This window comes from Corynebacterium canis (assembly GCF_030408595.1).
GTDB classification, from domain to species: domain Bacteria; phylum Actinomycetota; class Actinomycetes; order Mycobacteriales; family Mycobacteriaceae; genus Corynebacterium; species Corynebacterium canis.
Genome location: NZ_CP047080.1, coordinates 293,083 through 311,719, shown reverse-complemented (window position 1 = coordinate 311,719; position 18,637 = coordinate 293,083). Strand labels below are relative to the sequence as shown.

Here is an 18,637-nt window from a genome sequence, read left to right as displayed (position 1 = left end):
GCACCTTGTGAACACCCCGGAGTATAGGCACCTGCTTCGCCCTATCACAGTCCCCACCGCGGACCCCACGCGAATCCTCCCGCACCTGGTTGCGGCGATTTCCGGGGAGGAAACCTTGCTGCCGCTGCCGCCGGATCCGGAGCAGGCGCAGGCGTTGGCCACGGCGTTGCGCGTGGGGCAGCCGATCGCCCCGGAAATCGCACTGGTGGTCGCAACCTCGGGTTCCACGGGGACGCCGAAAGGCGCGCTGCTCACCCCGCACAATCTGGTGAGCTCGGCGGACGCCACACACCAGGCGCTCGGCGGGGAGGGCCAATGGTTGCTCGCCCTGCCGGGGCACCATATCGCCGGCATCCAGGTATTGGTGCGGGCGCTGGTGGCGGGCGTGGAGCCGTTGGCGCTGGACGTTGCCAAGGGGTTTGACGTACATAGGTTCGCATCGCTGGCGCATCAATTGGCGGACCTTGGCGACCGCACCTACACCTCCCTCGTCCCGCTGCAGCTGCTCAAGGCGATGGAGACGCTGGCGGGGATCGAGGCGCTACGCCGCTTTGACGCCATCCTTGTCGGCGGCGCCCCCACCACCGCCAAAACCAAACGTCAGTGCGAGGAGCTGGGCATTCGCATCGTGACCACCTACGGCTCCTCCGAAACCGCCGGCGGCTGCGTGTACGACGGCCGCCCCATCCCCGGCGCCAAAGTGCGCGTGTCCAACGGGCGGGTGTTCCTCTCGGGGCCGATGGTCGCGGCAGGCTATCGCAACCACGTTCCAAACGTTTTTGTCGACGGCTGGTACGCCACCCAAGACTCCGGCGTGATCGCCGATGGCAAATTGCAGGTTACCGGGCGTATCGACGCCGTGATCGACTCCGGCGGCCTGAAACTCCACCCCGAGGTGCTCGAACAGGCTATCTTGTCTCTGGACGGCGTGGACATGGCCTGCGTGGTAGGCATCCCGCACCCCCGCCTGGGCCAGGCCATTGCCGCCGTGTATAGCGGCAGCCGCACCCCGGACCAGGTAGTAGAGGGCCTTGAGGATCTCCCCCGCTGGCAATTGCCCAAGCATATCCTGCAGGTGACCGCCCTGCCGCTCGCCGGCCCCGGCAAGATCGACCGCCGCGCGGTAGCGAAGATGTTCTAATCCTCGAGTTCGCTGGCGCGCCGCAATGTATCGATATCCTCCTGCGTGTATACCTGTGCGATCTGCTCGTCATTGCCGCCGAGCAGGGCGTTGCGCATCACCAGCGCCCCGCCGAAGGTAAAGGGCACGATGGCGAAGTGGCGCGGCTGCGCATACACCTGCCGAATGGGAAAGCCTAGGCGAAGGGCGCAGGCGTGGAGCCACACGTCGTCGGCGTGCGGGCAGACGCCCATAAACACCGCGCCTTGTTCGACCACGTAATCGATAAACGCCTTGGGGTAGAGCACCCCGGACACCCCCGTGGCGAAGTGCAGCAGGGACGCCTGGCAGGTATCCGCGGGCGACCATTTCGCGTACGGCTGCAGCTTGCCGTCGCGGAGCTCGATCCGGTGCGCGCGATAGGCCACGATCGTATCGTCCCGAAGATCCCCAATGGCGAGCAAACGTTCGAGAAACCACTTGGGGTAGATAATGTCATCGTCGATGGTCACCACCCGTCCGCGGGCGCGCCGGAATTGCCCCCAGTACTTGGTGTGCGGCCCATAGTCGCCGTCTGAGCAGCGCACTTGCAGGCCCCGCGCCACGAGCCGCCGCAGGGTATCCGGCCATGGCCCCTCGTATTCGGCGCGGTCCAGCCAGAGCACGATGGGCACGCCGGAGTGCACCACGGATTCGATACTATAGTGCACTTTTGCTAATCGACGCCCGTGCGTGGTCAGCGAGATTGTCACCTCGCCGTCGCTCGGGATTGCGGACGTGCGCCAGCGATTCTGTAATGCGAGGGGCACCATGCGGGCGAGGGTAAACACCGCATTGAATGCTTGCGTTATCGCAGTGCGAATCAACATTCCTTCCACTGTAGCGGCACCTGGTGCATTCGGACATTGGTGTGATGGTGAACAATAAGGGCTATGTCTGCTTCCCTAGGTCAGTGGTTTCAAGGCGCGCGCCCGCACACATGGGCAAACGCTTTTGCCCCCGTCGTGGTGGGCACTGGTGCCGCAGCCCATGCTGGCAACGCAAACCTGTGGCGGGCCATCCTCGCCGCAACGGTGGCGTGGGCGCTTATCGTCGGGGTCAATTACGCCAACGATTACTCCGACGGCATCCGCGGAACTGACGACGCCCGCTCCGGCCCCGCTCGGCTCACCGGCTCGGGCATTGCACGGCCCTATCAGGTTCGCATGGCGGCCTTTACCGCCTTTGCATTCGCCTGCGTGGCGGGCACGATCCTCTCGCTGCTGAGCTCGTGGTGGCTGATCTTGGTGGGCGCACTGTGCGTGGTGGCGGCGTGGTTTTACACCGGCGGAAAGCACCCTTATGGCTACCGTGGCCTGGGCGAGGTTTCGGTATTTATCTTCTTTGGATTCGTAGCTGTGTGCGGAACCGAATTCACCCAAGCTGGATCGATTTCGTGGGTGGGTGCGGCGTGCGCGCTGGCCATCGGGTGTTTCTCCTCGGCGGTGAACCTTGCCAACAATCTGCGGGATATTCCCACCGATGCGGCCACCGGGAAGATCACCCTGGCGGTGCGGCTGGGGGATCGCGGCACCCGAATCCTCTGGCTGATCCTGGTGTGCATCCCCTTTGTTATTTCCATTGCGTTAGGCTTGCGGACCATGCTCGCGCTCGGCGCCATTCCCCTGATGGTGCTGGCGGCGCGCCCCATCCTGCGGGGCGCCCAGGGGCGTGACCTGATCCCCGTGCTGGGGTTGACCGGCCGGGCGATGCTGCTGTGGTCGGTGATTACGGCGCTAGCGCTCAGCTAGTTCCTGTTTCACCCATTCTTTGTGGGCTTTACGCTGCGCGTCCCATTCTGCAATGCCGGCGGTGACGCGGCGTCGTAACCCTTGAAAGACGAACATGGACAGCGGCAGGGCAACGATCAGGGCGAGCAGCGCGGACATCAGCAGCGGCACTGGCACGGAAATCAGGGCCGCCACGCCTTGGATTACTGCGGTAAGCACAAGGAAAAGCGCTATCCTGGCAAGCCCGTAAAGCACAATGTCGCGGCGGGTTCGGCTGCGTAGTTTGGGATCAATTGAGGGTGCTTGTTCGTTCACAATATTCGAGACTACTCGGCAGCACGTAAAGTCGAAGAAAACGCATCTTTAGGAGGTTGACAGTGTCGCGGCTATTCCTGGTGGCTCTCATCGTCATCGCGGTGATTTTAGTGTGGAAGGCTTTCGGGCCGGGCACTTGGAGCAAGCCTGAACAACCTGCGATTAAAGGTCCTGATGATGATGAAGAGTTCCTGTGGACACTAGAAAAAAATCGGTTCAAGCAGCGTCGCGCGGAGGAACTCGCGCGGGAGGAAGAAGAACGAATCAGAAAAGCGAAGAAGAAATACAAAGAGGATGCCGAAGAATAGTTAGACTAGGCTATGTTAGGGTGCCCATAGTCGGCTATATTGATTGCTATGACACTCAACGCCTCGATCAGTCATGATCTAAATAACCGGGCTAGCCTGCTGTTCAAGGCGCTGAGCGATCCCACCCGACTCCGCCTGCTCTATCTCGTGGCGGACGGCGGGGATATCTGCTCGTGCGACCTATCCGAAGCCCTCCAAGTATCCGCGCCGACGGTAACCCACCACATGAAAAAACTCTCCGCCGCGGGCTTAGTGCAGCGCCAGCAACGCGGCAAATGGGCGCATTATAAAATAATACCTGAAACGTTTTACCGGGTGGATTCACTTATTCGTGAGATGTGATCCCCAGTAAATAATCCCCATAGCCGGAGGCCCGCAGCGCTTGTGCGCGCTGGATCAGCGCGGCGTCGTCAATATACCCCATGCGCCAGGCCACCTCTTCCGGGCAGCCGATCTTTAAGCCCTGACGCTGTTCGATCGCGCGTACGAAATCCCCGGCGGCCAACAGCAGATCCACGGTGCCGGTATCCAACCACGCCGTGCCGCGCGGCAACACCTCCACATGCAACCTGCCCTGCCGCAAGTATGTGTTATTGATATCGGTGATCTCCAGCTCGCCACGCGGCGATGGCTGCAGGTTGCGGGCGATCTCCACCACCTCGTTATCGTAGAAATACAAACCCGGGACCGCGTATGGGGACTTCGGGTGTTGCGGCTTTTCCTCCAAGGAAATCGCCCGCCCCTCCGGGGAAAACTCCACCACGCCGTATGCGCTGGGGTCCGCGACTCGGTAGGCGAAAATCACGCCGCCGTCCGGGTCGGAAAACCTGCGCAGCCGCGTGCCCAAGCCCGCGCCGTAGAACACGTTATCGCCAAGGATCAGGGCCACCGAATCGTCCCCGATATGCTCCGCGCCCACCAAAAACGCGTCCGCGAGCCCCCGCGGCCGGTCCTGCGTGGCAAAGCTTATCCGCAACCCAAATTGCGAACCGTCCCCAAGCAAACGTTCGAACTGCGGGAGGTCCTGCGGGGTGGTAATCACCAGGATGTCCTGGATCCCCGCCAGCATCAGCGTGGATAGCGGGTAATAGATCATGGGTTTGTCATACACCGGCACCAGCTGCTTGCTTACCCCCAAGGTAATGGGAAACAGCCGCGACCCAGTGCCGCCGGCGAGGATAATGCCTTTCATCGCCGCGCCTCCCATCGGGGCAGCGGGGAGTCGCCCAAGCCGGGGGCCGCGGCATCACGCGCCGATAAGATATGCTCCTGCCCCGGCCACGGGATGGCCAGCTCCGCATCGTAGGGATTGATAGTGTGTTCTATCCCCGGCGCGTACTCCGAGGTGGTTAGGTACACCACCACGGAATCCTCCAACGCCACGAACCCATGCGCGAATCCGTCCGGGATATACACGCCGTGCCGATTCTCCGCGGACAGCTCCACCGCCACGTGCTGGCCGTAGTGCGGGGAGCCCACGCGGATATCCACCGCGACGTCGAAAATCTTTCCTACCGGGCACACCACATACTTTGCCTGGCCGGGCGGGACCTCGGCGTAATGCAGGCCGCGCAACACGCCGGCGCGGGAGGTACTCATATTGCTCTGCCGCAACGCAAAGGCGTGCCCTACGGCGCGCTCAAAATCGCTGGCCTTAAACCATTCGTGGAACGCGCCGCGATCATCGGCGTGGATCGTTGGTTCGTTGAGGAACACTCCGGGCAGTTCAAGTTCGCGCAGCATGACCCACAGTTTAATGCCGACTCACCTTATGGTGACGTAATTGCTCCAACTCTTGGCCCTCTCAGCTAACGGTTCCCCGCAGGATGCGTTCGTGCTCCGCGTAGGTTTCCTCGGCGGCGGCGTGGCTGTGGCGCCACCAGTCGGCATTGTCGCGGTACCATTGCACGGTTTCCGCCAGCCCTTCTGCAAAGCTGCGCTGCGGCCGCCAGCCTAATTCCAGCGTGCTCGCGGGGTCGATTGCGTATCGACGGTCGTGCCCCGGACGGTCCGTCACATGCACCACGTCCCCACCGATCAGCGCGCACAATTGCTCCACCACCTGCGCATTGGTGCGTTCGCCGTCCGCGCCAATCAGGTAGGTTTTGCCGATCTCCCCGCGTTCAATAATGGTCCAGACGGCGTCGTTATGGTCGTCCACGTGGATCCAGTCGCGCACATTGCGGCCGCTGCCGTAGAGGCGGGCGGGCTTGCCTTCCAGCAGATTAATGATCTGCCGGGGGATAAATTTCTCGGGGTGCTGGCGCGGCCCATAGTTATTGGAGCAATTGCTGATGGTCGCCTGCAGGCCGTAGGTGCGCACCCAGGCGCGCACCATGTGGTCGCTTGCCGCCTTGGATGCGGAGTAGGGGCTGGAAGGCCGATAGGGGGTAGCGGGGGTGAAGCGCGAGGGGTCATCGAAATCTAAATCACCATATACCTCATCTGTGGAAATATGATGAAAGCGCACGCCGTGTCGTGCACAAGCTTTTATCAAGTTTACAGTACCCTCTACGTTGGTTCTCACGAATGCTAAGGGGTCTCGTAGGGAGTTATCATTATGGCTCTCCGCGGCAAAGTGAACCACAAGATCATTTTGCGCTACCAGTTCCTCGACTAGTTCTGAGCTGCAGATATCACCTTCGACTAGGGTTACTCCGGTTCCGTTAAGGTTTTTTGGGTTCGCGGCATAGGTCATCTTGTCTAGGACCGTGATTGTTATATCGCGTCCCAGCGATCGGTGGACAAAATTGGAACCAATGAATCCGGCACCTCCGGTAACAAGCACTCGCATAGCGCCCATCGTACCGAGCTTTATTTCGCAGATTCGAAATATATCAGTTTTGCACAAATAGAATTGGGACTGTAGATCGGCCCTGTGGATAAGTAGAATTACTGCCACCGACAGAGAGAGGATCAGCACATGTCCAACACTGCACAAACTCGCGTCACCGTGAATATGCCCGTTGAGTTAGTAGACATGATTGGTACCATCGCAAAACGCGATGGTACGCACCGTACCGGTGCGTTGCTGCGGCTGCTGCGGATCGCATCGTACGTGGATAATGCAGTGGCAGCAGGCTCAAATGTCATCATTAAAGATCAAGATGGCAAGGCCCGTATTGTGGATTTTGTTTAATCGCTTCGTTGTCTCAGCTCGGCTACCTCTTCACGTAAAGCTGCGGTTTCTCGCCGCAGCTTTTGCAATTCCGTAAGGATTGTCACATCCATCGAATTTTCGTTTACTTCGATTTGTTGTATTTGATGCGCCAGCCAAGAAACAGCTGAAGCCGTCACAACACCCACTAAGGCAATGCCGCCGACCATAAGCAGCCCGGCCGCCACCCGGCCCTCCATGGTCACAGGTGCGATATCGCCGTAGCCGACCGTGGTCACCGTGACCACCGACCACCACAGCGCATCCCAATACGAATTCACAGCCGAGCTGGGCACATGGCGTTCCGCCCCATAGAGGGTTAAGGATCCGATGAGCAGGATCAGGCTGGTGGTCACCACGGTGTACAGGGCCACGGTCACATGGATATTCGCCGCCGCGAAGCGTTGGAATACCAGCAGGATGCTCACTAACCGCAGGATGCGCAGCGGCCTAAACATTGGGAGCGCCACCAGCACGAGCTCATGCGGGTGGCGGATAAACCATTGAAACTTACGTTCGGCCAGCGAGAAGCGCACCAGGTAGTCTATGGCGAACATCCCCCAAATGATCCAAATGCCCGCATCGGCGATGCGCGTGTCCCCCATGCTGAGCGAAGACCACAGGTAGAACCCCAAAAAGACGATGGATAGCACAAGCATCGGGCCTTCGGCGCGCCGTTCCCACCGTTCCTGCGCCGATGCTTGCGTTGAGATTTCGGGCACGAAAATCTCGCGGCAAACCTCCTGAAACTGAGACATACGTCCTAGTTTAGTCCGGCATAGGAGTGCAAACCCGATACAACCTGATTGATAAAGAAGAGGTTAAACACCATTGTCACAAAAGCGGCAATATTAATCCAAGCCGATTTTTCCGCCCGCCACCCGGTGGTGGATCGCGCGTGCAGATAGCCCGCATACAGGATCCAAGTAACAAAGGAGACGGTTTCCTTCGGGTCCCAGCCCCAGAAACGACCCCACGCGGCCTCCGCCCACAGCGCGCCGAGCATAATGCCCAAACCGAACACCGGTACGGCCCAAATGGCGGCGCGGTAGGCGATGGTGTCCAGCACGGTGGCGCTGGGCAGCGGTTTCGCCACCTTGCCAAGCAGGCCGCGCTCCTCGCCCTCCGGCTGGTACTTCCGCACGATATAGGCGAGCGAGGACATGCCGGACAGCAAACCAATGCCCGCGCCAATCGAAACGATGGACACGTGGAACGGCAGCCAGAAGGAGCGCAGCGCCGGCACCACGGGCGCGGAGGCAGAATACAACGCCGTACCGTTATAGAACAACAATGCTAGTACCGGGGTAAGGATCCACGGCCACAGGCTGCGCAGATCCTTCCGCTGGATCACAAAGGCCGCCACCGCGATGGCCACCAGCGTGGTCGCGGAAACGTATTCGTAAAGGTTGCCCCAGGGGAAACGGTTCGCGGAAAGGCCGCGCAGCACCACGGATACCGCGTGGATCGCCAGCCCCAACCAGACGAGGGTTTGCGCCATGCCGGCGAATTTTTCGTTCGAACGGGTGTAGTACACCAGCGACATGACTAGGGAAAACGTGTACACCATGACCGCCGTTTTATACGACAGGTCCGAAAAGTTGGCGTACGTCTGGTTGATCAGCATATGGGAAAACCTACTCTTCTTCTTCCGGAAGTCCTAGCAGCGTACGGTGGAATTCGCGGTATTCATCGCCCCACCCTGCGCGATCAGTGCGGGCAAGGCCTGCGGTCACCACGCGAGTACCCCCGTTATCGGGGTACATGCGAACCCAAATGCGACGTCGCTTCACGGTCAATGACCCGACAACGCCGAGCAACGTGATCACCGAGGCCACCAGTACCCAACTCTGGGTGGGGTCGTGACTCACCTGCAGGTTGGCAAACTCATTCGCGCCATCGAACCTGATCTCGGTGCCATCGTCGAGGGTCACCGACTCCCCCACCCCCAGATTGACACGCTCCAATTTTTGCAATTGCCCGGAATGCACCAATGCGGGGTCGAGGCTAAACAGGGATTGCCCCCGCCCGGTGTCCAGCCCGGCGTCGCCACGATAGACGTCGATAGCCACGGCGGGGTCCCGCATGGCGGGGAAGGAGGAGGCCAGCAGCTCGCCCTTCTCCCCCGACCACGCTGCGGTGGGTGCGAACAGCCCCTGGATAGCCAATTGTTGCTCGCGGCGTTTCACCAGGTCGGGGTACATCCCGGCGGGCGGGTCGAAGCGCATCACGCCGGAGGACAGGAAGAACGTTGGATCATCGGGGCGGAATTGCACCATATGCGTGCGGGTTTCCCCGTTCGGCCAGGTGACGGTAAAGCGCGGCGCGAAGCCGTGCCCCTGCAGGTAGACGCGGTCCCCGGCGATGCGCAGCGGGTGATTCACCTGCAGCTGGTACGGCTCCCACGTGGCCGGATCCGAAAATACGTCCTGCGTCCAGGTGACATTGGAGGTGAATTGCGCGGCCTGCCCCTGCGGCAGGTATTCGGCGGAGAAGTCCTTGACCTCCACGCAGAAGGGGTTGAGTTTGGTGCCGTCCACCAGCGCACCGGCGCGGAAGGAGTCAAAATTAGCCACTGCGGTATTGCAGAATTGCGAGTTTTCCGCCCCCGCGATCACAATAACTTGGCCCTCGTAATAGACCATGCGCCCCAGCCCAACGGTGACCAAAATTCCCACCAAACCGAGGTGGAACACTAAGTTGAAAAACTCCCGCGCGTAGCCCTTTTCCGCGCTTATCGACGCCGCGCCATCACGGTCTACTTCCGGCGTATACGTGGCCACTTTCCACCCCTTGAGCAACGCCGTGGCTTGCGCGGCGACGTCGGCGGGCGGGGCGTCGACACGCCCCTCGCCATGCAGCGGCATCTTATCGAGGCGACGCGGGGCACGCACGGGTGGGGTCTTCATGGCGCGGTAATGCTCCCACGAGCGCGGCAGGATGCAACCGATCAGGGATACGAATAGCAGGACGTAGATGGCGGTGAACCAGGAGGAACTGAATACGTCAAAAAGCTGCAGCTTATCGTAGATCTCCGCGGTTTTGCCGTTATTGGCCAGGTATTCGAGCACCTTGGTTTCATTGAGGGAACGCTGCGGCAGCAAGGCGCCGGGGATGGCGCCCAGGGCCAGCAGGAATAGCAGGATCAGCGCGGTGCGCATGCTGGTCAACCACCGCCAGGCGCGAAGAATATACTGCACGGTCTCCTCCTAAATCGGTGTGGCGCCGTAACTGATGGTCCATTGGCGGATCCACGAGATAAACACGGCCCATTGTCCCGTGACCAACGCAACCCCAACGATCATAAGTGCGACACCCCCGATTTGTTGTAATAGGCGGGAGTGGCGGCTTAACCAACCCACCGTAGACATCGCACCCGCCGAACCCACGGCGGCCACCACAAATGGAATCCCCAGGCCCAAACAATAGGCCACGATCAATGCCACGCCACGCGCGGCGGTGGTGCCTTCCGTGCCCGCCGAAATGGAAATGATCGCCGCGAGCGTCGGGCCCAGGCACGGCGTCCAGCCGAGGGCGAACACGCCGCCGAGCAGCGGCGCGCCGAGCCACGTGGTCACCAGCTTGGGGTGGAATCTGCGTTCGGTTTGCAGCCAGGGTATCGCCCCGAGGAACACCACGCCCATGATGATGGTGATCACGCCGCCCACCCGCTGCAGCGTTTCCGCATTCAGGGTGAGCGCGCTAATTGCCCCGAACACGGTCGCGGTGGCCAGCACGAACACGACGGTAAACCCGGCGACAAAAAGCAGCGCGGCACCCACCACGCGGCGTTTCTTGGTCACGCGCATGTGTTCGCCTTCGAATTCCACGCTGGCGCCGACCACGCTGGCCAGGTAGGAAAGATACCCGGGCACCAGGGGGATCACGCAGGGGCTGGCAAAGGACACCACGCCGGCGAGCAGGGCCGCGAGCATCCCCAGGAGCACTGGGCCACTGCTTGCCAGGTTGGCGAGGTACTCCGCCACTAGGTTTCCTCCACCAATGGTTTGGTCACTTCGAGCAGGTCCTTGGCGGTAACCTCCCGCAAGAACACGGCGGCGGGCCGGTGCTGCTTATCCAGCACGATGGTGGTGGGGATCACCGAGGCGGGCACGCCGCCCATGGCCGCGGCGGTTTTAAACGGGGGATCGTAAATGCTCGGATAGGTCAAGCCATTGTCGGCCAAGAAGTCCCGCGCGGCGTCGGCATTAAAATCTCGAACATTAATTCCCAGGACGGTGCCGTCTTCGCCGAGGGCCTCGTGCACCTCCTGCAGGTCATCGGATTCGCTGCGGCAGGGCGCACACCACTGGCCCCAGGCATTGATCACCACGACCTTGCCCGCGAAATCCTCCAGCTTGATGGTTTTCTCCGGCTCGGCCAGGCTTTCGCCGGAGAATTGGGCGATGGGTTTGCGCTCTTCCACCGGATACATGATCTCGGTCTTGCCGCCGGGCGAAACGAACGTCCAGGTGCCACCGATTGCCACCGCGTCCTGGCCTGCGGTTTGGTCGGCGCTGCACCCCGCCAGGGTGATGGCCAGCGCCGCGATCATTGCTGCGACTCTCATATCAACCTCCGCGCGGGTTCAGAATAGATCAGCTGATCTATTTCCGTGCCGCGAAACACCACGGATGTCACGCTCGCCAGGTCACATTGCCGCGCCGCCGGATTGTGCGCCAGCGGTTGCCCGCGCACGAAACGTTGCACGCACACGATGGGCAATTGATGGGTGACCAGGATCGCCTCGTGCCCTTCCGCGTACAGCCGCGCGCGCTTGACCGCCACCATGACGCGGCGTTGGATATCCAGGTAGGATTCGCCCCAGCTCGGCGCGGCGGGATTGCGCATAAGCGGCCAGTATTTGGGGTTCCACAATTGGGAGCGCAGCCCCCGCACCCGCAGCCCCTCGAACTGGTTTCCGGCTTCGAGGAGGTCTTCGTCCAGCTGCACGTCCAACCCGGTCACCTCGCTGAAAGGTTCGGCGGTTTCCTGGGTGCGTTGCAGGGGCGAGCACGCCAGGTACGTCACATCGTGGCCCGCGAAGCTGCGCGCCGTTTCCGCAGCTTGGGCGCGTCCACGCGCGGAAAGGTGGTAGCCGGGGATGCGCCCGTAGAGGATTTTTTCGGGGTTATATACCTCGCCGTGGCGCACCAAATGAACGATCGTACGGGGCATCTACTGCTCCTTTGCGGCGGCTTGGGCGGCGGGGACCAGCGCGGCTTCGATGCGCTCAAAGTCATCGTCGGTCAGTGCGCTCGACACGAACCAAGTTTCGAACACCGAGGGGGAAACGAACACACCGTTATCCAACAACGAGTGGAAGAATGGGGCAAATCGGAAGGTCTCCGCCGCCTGCATGTCCGCGAAATTGCGGCCCTCGCCCTCCGCGAAACGCACCGACAGCATGTTCGAGGCCCGCTGGATGTGGTGCGCCACGCCCGCCGCGCTTAACGCCTCGCTCACCAGCCGCGACAGCGTATCCGCATGCTTATCGACGGCCGCGTACACGTCCTCCGTGGCCAAGCGCAACGACGCCAACCCTGCCGCCACCGCCACCGGATTCCCGGAAAGCGTCCCCGCCTGGTACACCGGCCCCTGCGGAGCGAGGTGTTCCATAATGTCTCGGCGGCCACCGAACGCGGCCGCGGGCAGGCCACCGGAAATGACCTTGCCAAAGGTGGTGATGTCCCCGGCCACCCCATCGATGCCGTACCAACCGTTGAGCGAGGTGCGGAATCCGGTCATTACCTCGTCGATGATCAGCAGCGCGCCGTTGGCGTGCGCGATCTCCTTGAGCGCGGCGTTGAAACCCGGCGCGGGGGCCACGGTGCCCATATTGCCGGCGGCCGCCTCGGTGATGATCGCGGCGATGGCATCGGGGTGCTCGGCGAATGCCGCTCGGACCGCCGCCAGGTCGTTGTATTCCACCACGATGGTGTCCTGCGCGGTCGCGCCCGTAATGCCCGGCGAATCCGGCAAGGAATAGGTGGCCACCCCGGATCCGGCGCTGACCAGCAGAGAATCCACATGCCCGTGGTAGCAGCCCGCGAATTTCAGGATCTTCGGCCGCCCGGTGAATCCGCGCGCCAAGCGCACCGCGGACATGGTGGCCTCGGTGCCGGAGTTCACCAGCCGCACCTCTTCCACGCTGGTGCGCTGCACCACCAATTCGGCGAGCTCCACCTCGGCCTCGGTGGGGGCGCCGTAGGAAAGCCCGCGGGTGGCCGCCTGTTGCACCGCCGCCACGATCTCGGGGTGCGCATTGCCCATCAGCATCGGCCCCCAGGAGCAGAATAGGTCCACGTATTCGTTGCCGTCCACGTCGATGAGCCGGCTGCCCTTGGCGTTTGCGATAACGCGGGCCTGGCCGCCTACCGAGCCGAACGCCCGCACCGGGGAGTTCACACCGCCCGGGGTGACGGCCCGGCCTCGGGCGAACAATTCGGCGGATCGTTGGGTGTGTGCGGAGGTGGGATAAGCAGTCATGGGTCTCATTCTAGGTTTCGGGTGCACAGAGTCGGCGGGCGGCGGCGCGCGCCCCGGCGATCACATGGGGCACGCCGACCCCATCGAGCCAGGCGCCCGCAACCTCAACGTTTGGAACCTCCGCGATGGCCGCACGTACTTGCGTAACCACGTCGCCGTGCTCCTCGTCGTAGCGCGGCAACCCGCCGTACCACGGCTGCACGTAAATCTCGGACAGCCCGGCCGCGCGCCCATCAAAGCCCGTCACGGTGAACAAATCGTCGAGGGCGGTATCCACCAGGGTGTCCTCATCGACCTGCAGCATGGAGGAATCCCCGTACCGGCCAAAGGAAACGCGCACCAGCGCCCCGCCGCGCGCCCCCAGGTGCGGCCACTTGCGGGAGGAGAAGGTAAAGGCCTTGGCCCGCACGTTTTCGGTATCCGCGGCGACCAGCACGCCGGAATTCTCCGGCAGCGATTCGCTCGAATCGAATTTCATGCCCACCACGATGGAGCTGGCCAGGTCTACCCGCTTCGCCGCCGCCGCGGCCTGGGGGGACACATCCTTGAGCAGCACCGCCGCCGTCGGGGCGGGCGTGCACACAAGCACGCGATCGTAATCCTTGAGGTAGCTTCGCAGGGAGGCGACAAAGGCATCGATATGAATATCCGCCCCGGATTTTTCCGCCAGCGTCTCATACAATTCCGCGTACCCGCCTTGGAACGCCCCGAATACCGCCTTGCCGGTGGGCTTCGGGCGCGCCGCGAGCAGGCGCCGCACCGCCGCGGACAGGGTCACGGGCTCCCCCGCCTCGGCCAAGGCATCGAGGGATTCCGCCAGCTGCGGGATGGTGGCGCGAATGCCCAGATCATCGGCCCAACAGGAGTACACGCCCCCGAGCAGCGCGGACACCAGGCGGTCGGTCACCTCGCGGCCATAGCGTTCGGTCACCAATTTGCCCAGGCTTACGTCGCCGCCGACGTGCCACTCAATGGGGTCGGCGGTGGGCTCGGCGTCGATACGCGCCTTGGTGTCTTCGCTGATCAGGTCGCCGAGGGCTGCGGATTCGGCGGGCACGCCCATCATGGTGGCAAGCGGCATGGGGTGAAGCTTGCCCTGCGCATAGATCAGGGAAGTCAACCCCGAAGGGCTTGCGATGCGCTCGCCCAACCCCAGCTCGGTAAAGAAATCCACGGCGTCTTTGCGGTACGCCAGGAACGCCTCTGCGCCCATGTCCGTCGGCCCGTCCTGAAACGCCACGGTGCGCAGCTTGCCGCCGATCCGGTCGGTGGCCTCGAACACGTCGATGGTGGCTTGCGGGTCAAGCGTACGAATCTCGTACGCGGCAGTGAGCCCCGCCAATCCCGCGCCGATGATCGCATATCGCATGGTCTCTCCTAAGAATGAATGATGGACACAGCGTCCGTAATAGCCTGCGGGTCAGTATGTGGAAGAACACCGTGGCCCAAATTAAAGATATGCCCCGTTGCGGTCCCGGCAGCAATCGCGCGTGCGGCCTCCTCCTTGATACGGGCCACCTCCCGCTCCACGACGGCATTGCCCGCAAACAATACCGCCGGGTCGAGGTTTCCTTGCAGGGCTTTCGCCCCGGAACGCTGCGCGATGCGCGCCGCCGCCGAATCCAGGGGTACCCGCCAATCCACCCCCATAACCTCGGAACCCGCCTCGCTCATCGCCCCGAGTAACTCGCCGGTGCCCACCCCGAAATGGATGCGCGGCACGTCCGCTACCTGTGCCATGATTTCCGTGGAATACGGCAATACAAACTCGCGGTAGTCGCGCTCGCTCAAAAAACCCACCCAGGAATCGAACAATTGCAGGGCGTCAATGCCGGCGTCGATCTGGGTGCGCAGGAAGCTGGTAATCGTGGGCACGAGGCGGGCCATCAGCGCGTGCCACGCCTGCGGATCCGCGTGCATCATTGCCTTGGTCACCTCGTGGTTTTTGCTGGGGCCGCCCTCCACCAGGTAGCTGGCCAGCGTAAACGGCGCGCCCGCGAAGCCGATCAGGGCTTGGGTGTCGGTGAGTTCCCCCAAAATAGCGCCGATCGCCGCGGCCACCTCAGTCACCTCTGCGTCCAAGATTGGCAGCTTATCGACGTCCGCGCGGCTCCTGATTGGCTGTTGCACCACCGGTCCGCGTCCGGCGACGATATCCACGTCGACCCCGGCGACCTTGAGCGGCACCACGATATCCGAAAACAGGATCGCGGCGTCCACGTCGTGGCGGCGCACCGGCTGCATGGTGATCTCCGCGACCAGCTCCGGCAGCAAGCAGGAATCGAGCATGGCGATACCCTCGCGCACCCTCCGATATTCGGGCAGCGACCTTCCCGCCTGGCGCATAAACCACACTGGCGTGCGAGACGGGGTACGCCCGGCTGCGGCCTCGAGCAGCGGGGCGTCGGTCAATTGGCGGCGAGAATGAGATGCGCTGGTCATGCGGTAAATCATGCCGCATTTTCTAAGGCTCGGCAAAGGAAGCGAACCCTTAATAACCAACTTTGGTCGGATGACCAGCTCAAACTAAAGTTGTACCCCTAGAAGTGTCCCGCGCGATTGGAACGGTATTCGATCAATAGGGAGGAACCGATCATCATAATGGTCGCCGCCATGGGGTGCACCAGGCCCGCCGCGGAAAGCACCATAGCCACCACGTTGTACACCCAGGAGAGCACGATGTTTTGGTCCGCTAGGGCCGAGACCTTCCGGGAAATGGTGAGCATATCCACCACCGCCATCACATCATCGCGCAGCAGCACCACGTCCGCCTCCGGGAAATCCAGCGTGTCCGCGCCCACCAGCACGCCGACATCCGCCACCCGCAGGCTGGATAGCACTGAGGCGTCGCCGATCAGCGCCACCGTCGCGCCGTGCGCGTGCACGCTCCGCACCGTGGCCTCTTTCCGCGTCGGACCGATCCCCGCCAGCACGTTCGAAATCCCGAGGTTATCCGCGAAGCGACGCGCCACCGGGTAAGTGTCGCGCGTAAGCATCACCGTATCCACGCCCATGCTTTCAAGCTCCGCGACGGCCTCCACCGCATCGTCCTTGACCTTATCCAGCAGCGTGATCACGCCGCGGGGCTTGCCGCGCCAGCTCACCACCAGCGGCGTGCCGCCGGATACCGCCGCATTGGCCAGCCTGCCATTGAGGTCCGAAAGCTCGCGGGGCCGCCACAGCGTCGCGGTGCAGGTGCGCAGCTCATCGCCCGCCGGTATCTCCACCATGCCGCTGAAATTGCCGTCCTCCGTCATGGTGAGGTGGGTGACCTCGATCCAATGCGGAATATCGCCGCCGGTGCCCGCATCGCGCGCCTCCCGCGCCGCCCGCACCAAGGCCCGCGAAGACGGGTGATCGCTTTCGATCGCCAAGGCCCCCGCCACGCGCACCACCAGCTCGGGGTTCTCCCCCACCGCCGCGGTGACGGTCTCCACCTTCATTTCGCCCTGCGAGAGCGTCCCTATGCGGTTAAAAATGATCGTGGTCACGCCGTCGATCTCCCGCAGCTTTTCCATGCTGCGGATCAGGATCCCCTGGCGCGCCGCCGACTCCAAGCCCAAACGCATGGCCAACGGCGTGGAAAGCGCCAGCGCCACCGGTGCCACGCACGCCAATATCGCCAAGGAGGTGGCAAAGGCGGCGCTCAGATTGCCGCCGATCAGCCACCACAGGCCAAAATTCGTGCACGCCGCCGTGAGCGCCCACGGCACTAAAAGCGAAGCGCTGCGGGTGGCCAATTGCGCGGACCGATTCTGGTACCGGGAAGACTCCAAAACCCACCGCCGGATCGCCGCGTGCCGGGTCCGCGAACCGGTGCGCTGCACGCGTATCTTCAACGGCCCACCCCGATTGATCGAGCCGGCATACACCTGGGAATTCACCTTCACCGCGGAAATACCACTGCCGATAATGCCGCTCTGCACCTCCGCGGCACCACCAACCACCTGACCATCGGAAGGGATCACGCCATTGGTGGGCACGATAATGTCATCGCCGACACGGATCTCCTGCACCGGAATGGTCTTCTTTTTCGGCTTCCCCGTGCGCGGGTCCTTGCGCACCACGGTGACATCGCCGAGGTGGCCGAGCTTCGTGGCGTCGAGAAGACTCGCGCGGGTACGGCGACCCAGCACGCGGCCCAACAACAGCAGCACGGTGATGCCGCACGCGACGTCGAAAAATATCTCCCCATCGGCGATCGGGTTATTGTCGGTGGCAAACCACTGGCTGGTGGCGTGGTACCCAATATTCCCGGCCGGCGTCCACACCAACATAATCGCCGACCACACATAGGACGCGGTAATGGCCACGGAACTCGCCGAATCCAGGGCGGACAACCCCCGGCGCAACCCGGCGGCCGTCGCGCGGTGGAACGGCCACGCGCCCCACGTAACCACCGGCGTGGCCAAAAACAAGCACACCCACTGCCAATAATCGAATTGCAGGCCAGCGAAAAAGCTCATGAGGAGCACCGGCAGCGACAACGCCATGCTGACAATCAGGCGCGTGCGCGTAATCAAACTGCGGGCGGTAAACAGCACCTCGGTATCATCCTCGCGGGTGTGCCGGTGCTCCTCCGCCCGCTCCTCTTCGATATACCGATGCGGCTGGTGTCTGCGCACCTCAAGGCGCTGCACGCGGCGATGCAGGGAGGACTGCGTAAGCTCCGCCCGCACCCCATGCTCCGCCAACACCGCAATGATCTCCCCGGGCTGCAACGAATCCGGGGCGGAAATCCAGGCGGTTTTAGAAGGGTAAATAATGGAGACCTGGATGCCCTCGATCTCCTTGAGGGCCTTCTCCACCTCCCGCACGTGGAGGACGGATTCCAAGCCCTCCAGCTCGAGGGCGAAGGTGGTCAGGGGGCCTTTGGGGCTGACATAGGTGCCATCGAGGCCCGCGCGGATGGCGGCGGCTTTGGCCTCTTGGATGGCAAGCTCCGTGCGGCGTGCGGAATCACGAAGCTCTTGGGTATCAACCATGGTTTTCCCCAGTCCAGTGAAGGGATTCCTTTCGTGTAATCAGGTATACCGCAAGAACAGCCAAGACACCGACGGCGATTTGCACGCACCCATCCACAATGATCCACGCCACCGGAACAGTGCTGGTATTGGGCACGAACACAAACAATAACCGCACCCCCAAATACACGCCGAAGAACAGCAGGGTGCGGCGGGCGAACGCCGCTAGGGTGCCGCCCCGGCTCAGCACCAATGCCATCCACAGCACCACGCACATGATAGCCACGCCGAACAAGCCGACGGCCACGATCACGGCATACACCAGCGTATTGATGGTGCTATCCGCCAGCGGCGGTTGCTGGCCGGTGGGTTGCTCCTTGAGCTGTTGGATCAATTGTTCGGGGGCGAGGATCCCCATGATCACATTGAGGATCTGATGAACTACCTCCAACCCAACTACCCACAGCCACAGGTGTGACGCCAAAAGAATAGATTCGGGTTTTTCGGAAGCCATG

The 18,637-nt window shown here is 62.4% G+C and carries 21 protein-coding genes; 5 read left to right on the top strand and 16 right to left on the bottom strand.

Annotation, left to right across the window (positions count from 1 at the left end):
• Positions 1-7: 7 nt before the first annotated feature.
• Entirely contained in the window at positions 8-1,141 is a 1,134-nt protein-coding gene (gene menE, locus CCANI_RS01395) for an o-succinylbenzoate--CoA ligase (protein ID WP_186750232.1), read from the top strand.
• Here the strand turns inward: menE and CCANI_RS01390 are convergent.
• Positions 1,138-1,989 carry a glycosyltransferase gene (locus tag CCANI_RS01390; RefSeq protein WP_146324318.1) on the bottom strand — a complete coding sequence of 284 codons (852 nt, stop codon included), beginning with the start codon at positions 1,987-1,989 and terminating at the stop codon, positions 1,138-1,140. The genes menE and CCANI_RS01390 overlap by 4 nt on opposite strands.
• Before the next feature lie 63 nt (positions 1,990-2,052).
• Here CCANI_RS01390 and CCANI_RS01385 point away from each other — a divergent pair, with 63 nt between their 5' ends.
• A complete protein-coding gene (locus CCANI_RS01385; RefSeq protein WP_146324317.1) occupies positions 2,053-2,910 on the top strand; it encodes a 1,4-dihydroxy-2-naphthoate polyprenyltransferase in 858 nt (285 codons plus the stop codon).
• Here the strand turns inward: CCANI_RS01385 and CCANI_RS01380 are convergent.
• Positions 2,896-3,204 carry a DUF4229 domain-containing protein gene (locus CCANI_RS01380; RefSeq protein WP_146324316.1) on the bottom strand — a complete coding sequence of 103 codons (309 nt, stop codon included), beginning with the start codon at positions 3,202-3,204 and terminating at the stop codon, positions 2,896-2,898. The two genes, CCANI_RS01385 and CCANI_RS01380, sit on opposite strands and share 15 nt — an antisense overlap.
• A 62-nt stretch (positions 3,205-3,266) precedes the next feature.
• Here CCANI_RS01380 and CCANI_RS01375 point away from each other — a divergent pair, with 62 nt between their 5' ends.
• Positions 3,267-3,512, top strand: a complete 246-nt coding sequence (locus CCANI_RS01375; protein ID WP_146324315.1) for a hypothetical protein — start codon at positions 3,267-3,269, stop codon at positions 3,510-3,512.
• A gap of 48 nt (positions 3,513-3,560) precedes the next feature.
• Entirely contained in the window at positions 3,561-3,854 is a 294-nt protein-coding gene (locus CCANI_RS01370) for an ArsR/SmtB family transcription factor (RefSeq protein ID WP_146324314.1), read from the top strand.
• Here CCANI_RS01370 and rfbA read toward each other — a convergent pair.
• From rfbA to rfbB, 3 genes are all read right to left on the bottom strand, one after another.
• The gene (gene rfbA, locus CCANI_RS01365) at positions 3,838-4,704 is read right to left on the bottom strand and encodes a glucose-1-phosphate thymidylyltransferase RfbA (protein ID WP_146324313.1); all 867 of its coding nucleotides are present in this window, start codon (positions 4,702-4,704) and stop codon (positions 3,838-3,840) included. The genes CCANI_RS01370 and rfbA overlap by 17 nt on opposite strands.
• The gene (gene rfbC, locus CCANI_RS01360) at positions 4,701-5,255 is read right to left on the bottom strand and encodes a dTDP-4-dehydrorhamnose 3,5-epimerase (protein WP_146324312.1); all 555 of its coding nucleotides are present in this window, start codon (positions 5,253-5,255) and stop codon (positions 4,701-4,703) included. The genes rfbA and rfbC overlap by 4 nt, the downstream gene beginning before the upstream one ends.
• A 61-nt stretch (positions 5,256-5,316) precedes the next feature.
• Complete coding sequence (gene rfbB / locus CCANI_RS01355) at positions 5,317-6,306, bottom strand: dTDP-glucose 4,6-dehydratase (RefSeq protein WP_146324311.1); 990 nt, start codon at positions 6,304-6,306, stop codon at positions 5,317-5,319.
• Between the two features lie 129 nt (positions 6,307-6,435).
• Here rfbB and CCANI_RS01350 point away from each other — a divergent pair, with 129 nt between their 5' ends.
• Positions 6,436-6,651 (top strand): hypothetical protein, encoded by a 216-nt coding sequence (locus CCANI_RS01350; RefSeq protein ID WP_146324310.1) that lies wholly within the window; start codon positions 6,436-6,438, stop codon positions 6,649-6,651.
• Here CCANI_RS01350 and CCANI_RS01345 read toward each other — a convergent pair.
• The 11 genes from CCANI_RS01345 to CCANI_RS01295 form a co-directional block, all read right to left on the bottom strand.
• Complete coding sequence (locus tag CCANI_RS01345; protein WP_146324309.1) at positions 6,648-7,427, bottom strand: potassium channel family protein; 780 nt, start codon at positions 7,425-7,427, stop codon at positions 6,648-6,650. The two genes, CCANI_RS01350 and CCANI_RS01345, sit on opposite strands and share 4 nt — an antisense overlap.
• 5 nt (positions 7,428-7,432) lie before the next feature.
• Positions 7,433-8,296, bottom strand: a complete 864-nt coding sequence (gene ccsB / locus CCANI_RS01340; RefSeq protein ID WP_146324308.1) for a c-type cytochrome biogenesis protein CcsB — start codon at positions 8,294-8,296, stop codon at positions 7,433-7,435.
• A gap of 10 nt (positions 8,297-8,306) precedes the next feature.
• Complete coding sequence (locus CCANI_RS01335) at positions 8,307-9,830, bottom strand: cytochrome c biogenesis protein ResB (RefSeq protein WP_146324332.1); 1,524 nt, start codon at positions 9,828-9,830, stop codon at positions 8,307-8,309.
• 48 nt (positions 9,831-9,878) lie between these two features.
• The gene (locus tag CCANI_RS01330) at positions 9,879-10,604 is read right to left on the bottom strand and encodes a cytochrome c biogenesis CcdA family protein (protein ID WP_146324331.1); all 726 of its coding nucleotides are present in this window, start codon (positions 10,602-10,604) and stop codon (positions 9,879-9,881) included.
• Positions 10,605-10,654: 50 nt separating this feature from the next.
• Positions 10,655-11,239 carry a TlpA disulfide reductase family protein gene (locus CCANI_RS01325; RefSeq protein WP_146324307.1) on the bottom strand — a complete coding sequence of 195 codons (585 nt, stop codon included), beginning with the start codon at positions 11,237-11,239 and terminating at the stop codon, positions 10,655-10,657.
• Positions 11,236-11,847 carry a histidine phosphatase family protein gene (locus tag CCANI_RS01320; protein ID WP_146324306.1) on the bottom strand — a complete coding sequence of 204 codons (612 nt, stop codon included), beginning with the start codon at positions 11,845-11,847 and terminating at the stop codon, positions 11,236-11,238. The genes CCANI_RS01325 and CCANI_RS01320 overlap by 4 nt, the downstream gene beginning before the upstream one ends.
• A complete protein-coding gene (hemL, locus tag CCANI_RS01315) occupies positions 11,848-13,158 on the bottom strand; it encodes a glutamate-1-semialdehyde 2,1-aminomutase (RefSeq protein WP_186750230.1) in 1,311 nt (436 codons plus the stop codon). It abuts the gene before it with no gap.
• Positions 13,159-13,168: 10 nt separating this feature from the next.
• On the bottom strand, positions 13,169-14,527 hold the full coding sequence (locus CCANI_RS01310) for a protoporphyrinogen oxidase (protein ID WP_146324304.1): 1,359 nt from the start codon (positions 14,525-14,527) through the stop codon (positions 13,169-13,171).
• Between the two features lie 8 nt (positions 14,528-14,535).
• Positions 14,536-15,600: a uroporphyrinogen decarboxylase gene (gene hemE, locus CCANI_RS01305; protein WP_146324303.1), complete on the bottom strand. Its 1,065-nt coding sequence runs from the start codon at positions 15,598-15,600 to the stop codon at positions 14,536-14,538.
• 98 nt (positions 15,601-15,698) lie between these two features.
• Complete coding sequence (locus CCANI_RS01300; RefSeq protein WP_146324302.1) at positions 15,699-18,143, bottom strand: heavy metal translocating P-type ATPase; 2,445 nt, start codon at positions 18,141-18,143, stop codon at positions 15,699-15,701.
• Entirely contained in the window at positions 18,136-18,636 is a 501-nt protein-coding gene (locus CCANI_RS01295) for a hypothetical protein (protein ID WP_146324301.1), read from the bottom strand. Before CCANI_RS01295 ends, CCANI_RS01300 begins: the two co-directional genes overlap by 8 nt.
• Between the last annotated feature and the right edge of the window lies 1 nt (position 18,637).

Coding starts and splice junctions, on each gene's coding strand:
- CCANI_RS01390 (WP_146324318.1), bottom strand. CDS start 1,989: ATGTTGATTCGCACTGCGATAACGCAAGCATTCAATGCGGTGTTTACC.
- CCANI_RS01385 (WP_146324317.1), top strand. CDS start 2,053: ATGTCTGCTTCCCTAGGTCAGTGGTTTCAAGGCGCGCGCCCGCACACA.
- CCANI_RS01370 (WP_146324314.1), top strand. CDS start 3,561: ATGACACTCAACGCCTCGATCAGTCATGATCTAAATAACCGGGCTAGC.
- rfbA (WP_146324313.1), bottom strand. CDS start 4,704: ATGAAAGGCATTATCCTCGCCGGCGGCACTGGGTCGCGGCTGTTTCCC.
- rfbC (WP_146324312.1), bottom strand. CDS start 5,255: ATGCTGCGCGAACTTGAACTGCCCGGAGTGTTCCTCAACGAACCAACG.
- rfbB (WP_146324311.1), bottom strand. CDS start 6,306: ATGCGAGTGCTTGTTACCGGAGGTGCCGGATTCATTGGTTCCAATTTT.
- CCANI_RS01350 (WP_146324310.1), top strand. CDS start 6,436: ATGTCCAACACTGCACAAACTCGCGTCACCGTGAATATGCCCGTTGAG.
- CCANI_RS01345 (WP_146324309.1), bottom strand. CDS start 7,427: ATGTCTCAGTTTCAGGAGGTTTGCCGCGAGATTTTCGTGCCCGAAATC.
- ccsB (WP_146324308.1), bottom strand. CDS start 8,296: ATGCTGATCAACCAGACGTACGCCAACTTTTCGGACCTGTCGTATAAA.
- CCANI_RS01335 (WP_146324332.1), bottom strand. CDS start 9,830: ATGCGCACCGCGCTGATCCTGCTATTCCTGCTGGCCCTGGGCGCCATC.
- CCANI_RS01330 (WP_146324331.1), bottom strand. CDS start 10,604: ATGCTCGCGGCCCTGCTCGCCGGCGTGGTGTCCTTTGCCAGCCCCTGC.
- CCANI_RS01325 (WP_146324307.1), bottom strand. CDS start 11,239: ATGAGAGTCGCAGCAATGATCGCGGCGCTGGCCATCACCCTGGCGGGG.
- CCANI_RS01320 (WP_146324306.1), bottom strand. CDS start 11,847: ATGCCCCGTACGATCGTTCATTTGGTGCGCCACGGCGAGGTATATAAC.
- hemL (WP_186750230.1), bottom strand. CDS start 13,158: ATGACTGCTTATCCCACCTCCGCACACACCCAACGATCCGCCGAATTG.
- CCANI_RS01310 (WP_146324304.1), bottom strand. CDS start 14,527: ATGCGATATGCGATCATCGGCGCGGGATTGGCGGGGCTCACTGCCGCG.
- hemE (WP_146324303.1), bottom strand. CDS start 15,600: ATGACCAGCGCATCTCATTCTCGCCGCCAATTGACCGACGCCCCGCTG.
- CCANI_RS01300 (WP_146324302.1), bottom strand. CDS start 18,143: ATGGTTGATACCCAAGAGCTTCGTGATTCCGCACGCCGCACGGAGCTT.
- CCANI_RS01295 (WP_146324301.1), bottom strand. CDS start 18,636: ATGGCTTCCGAAAAACCCGAATCTATTCTTTTGGCGTCACACCTGTGG.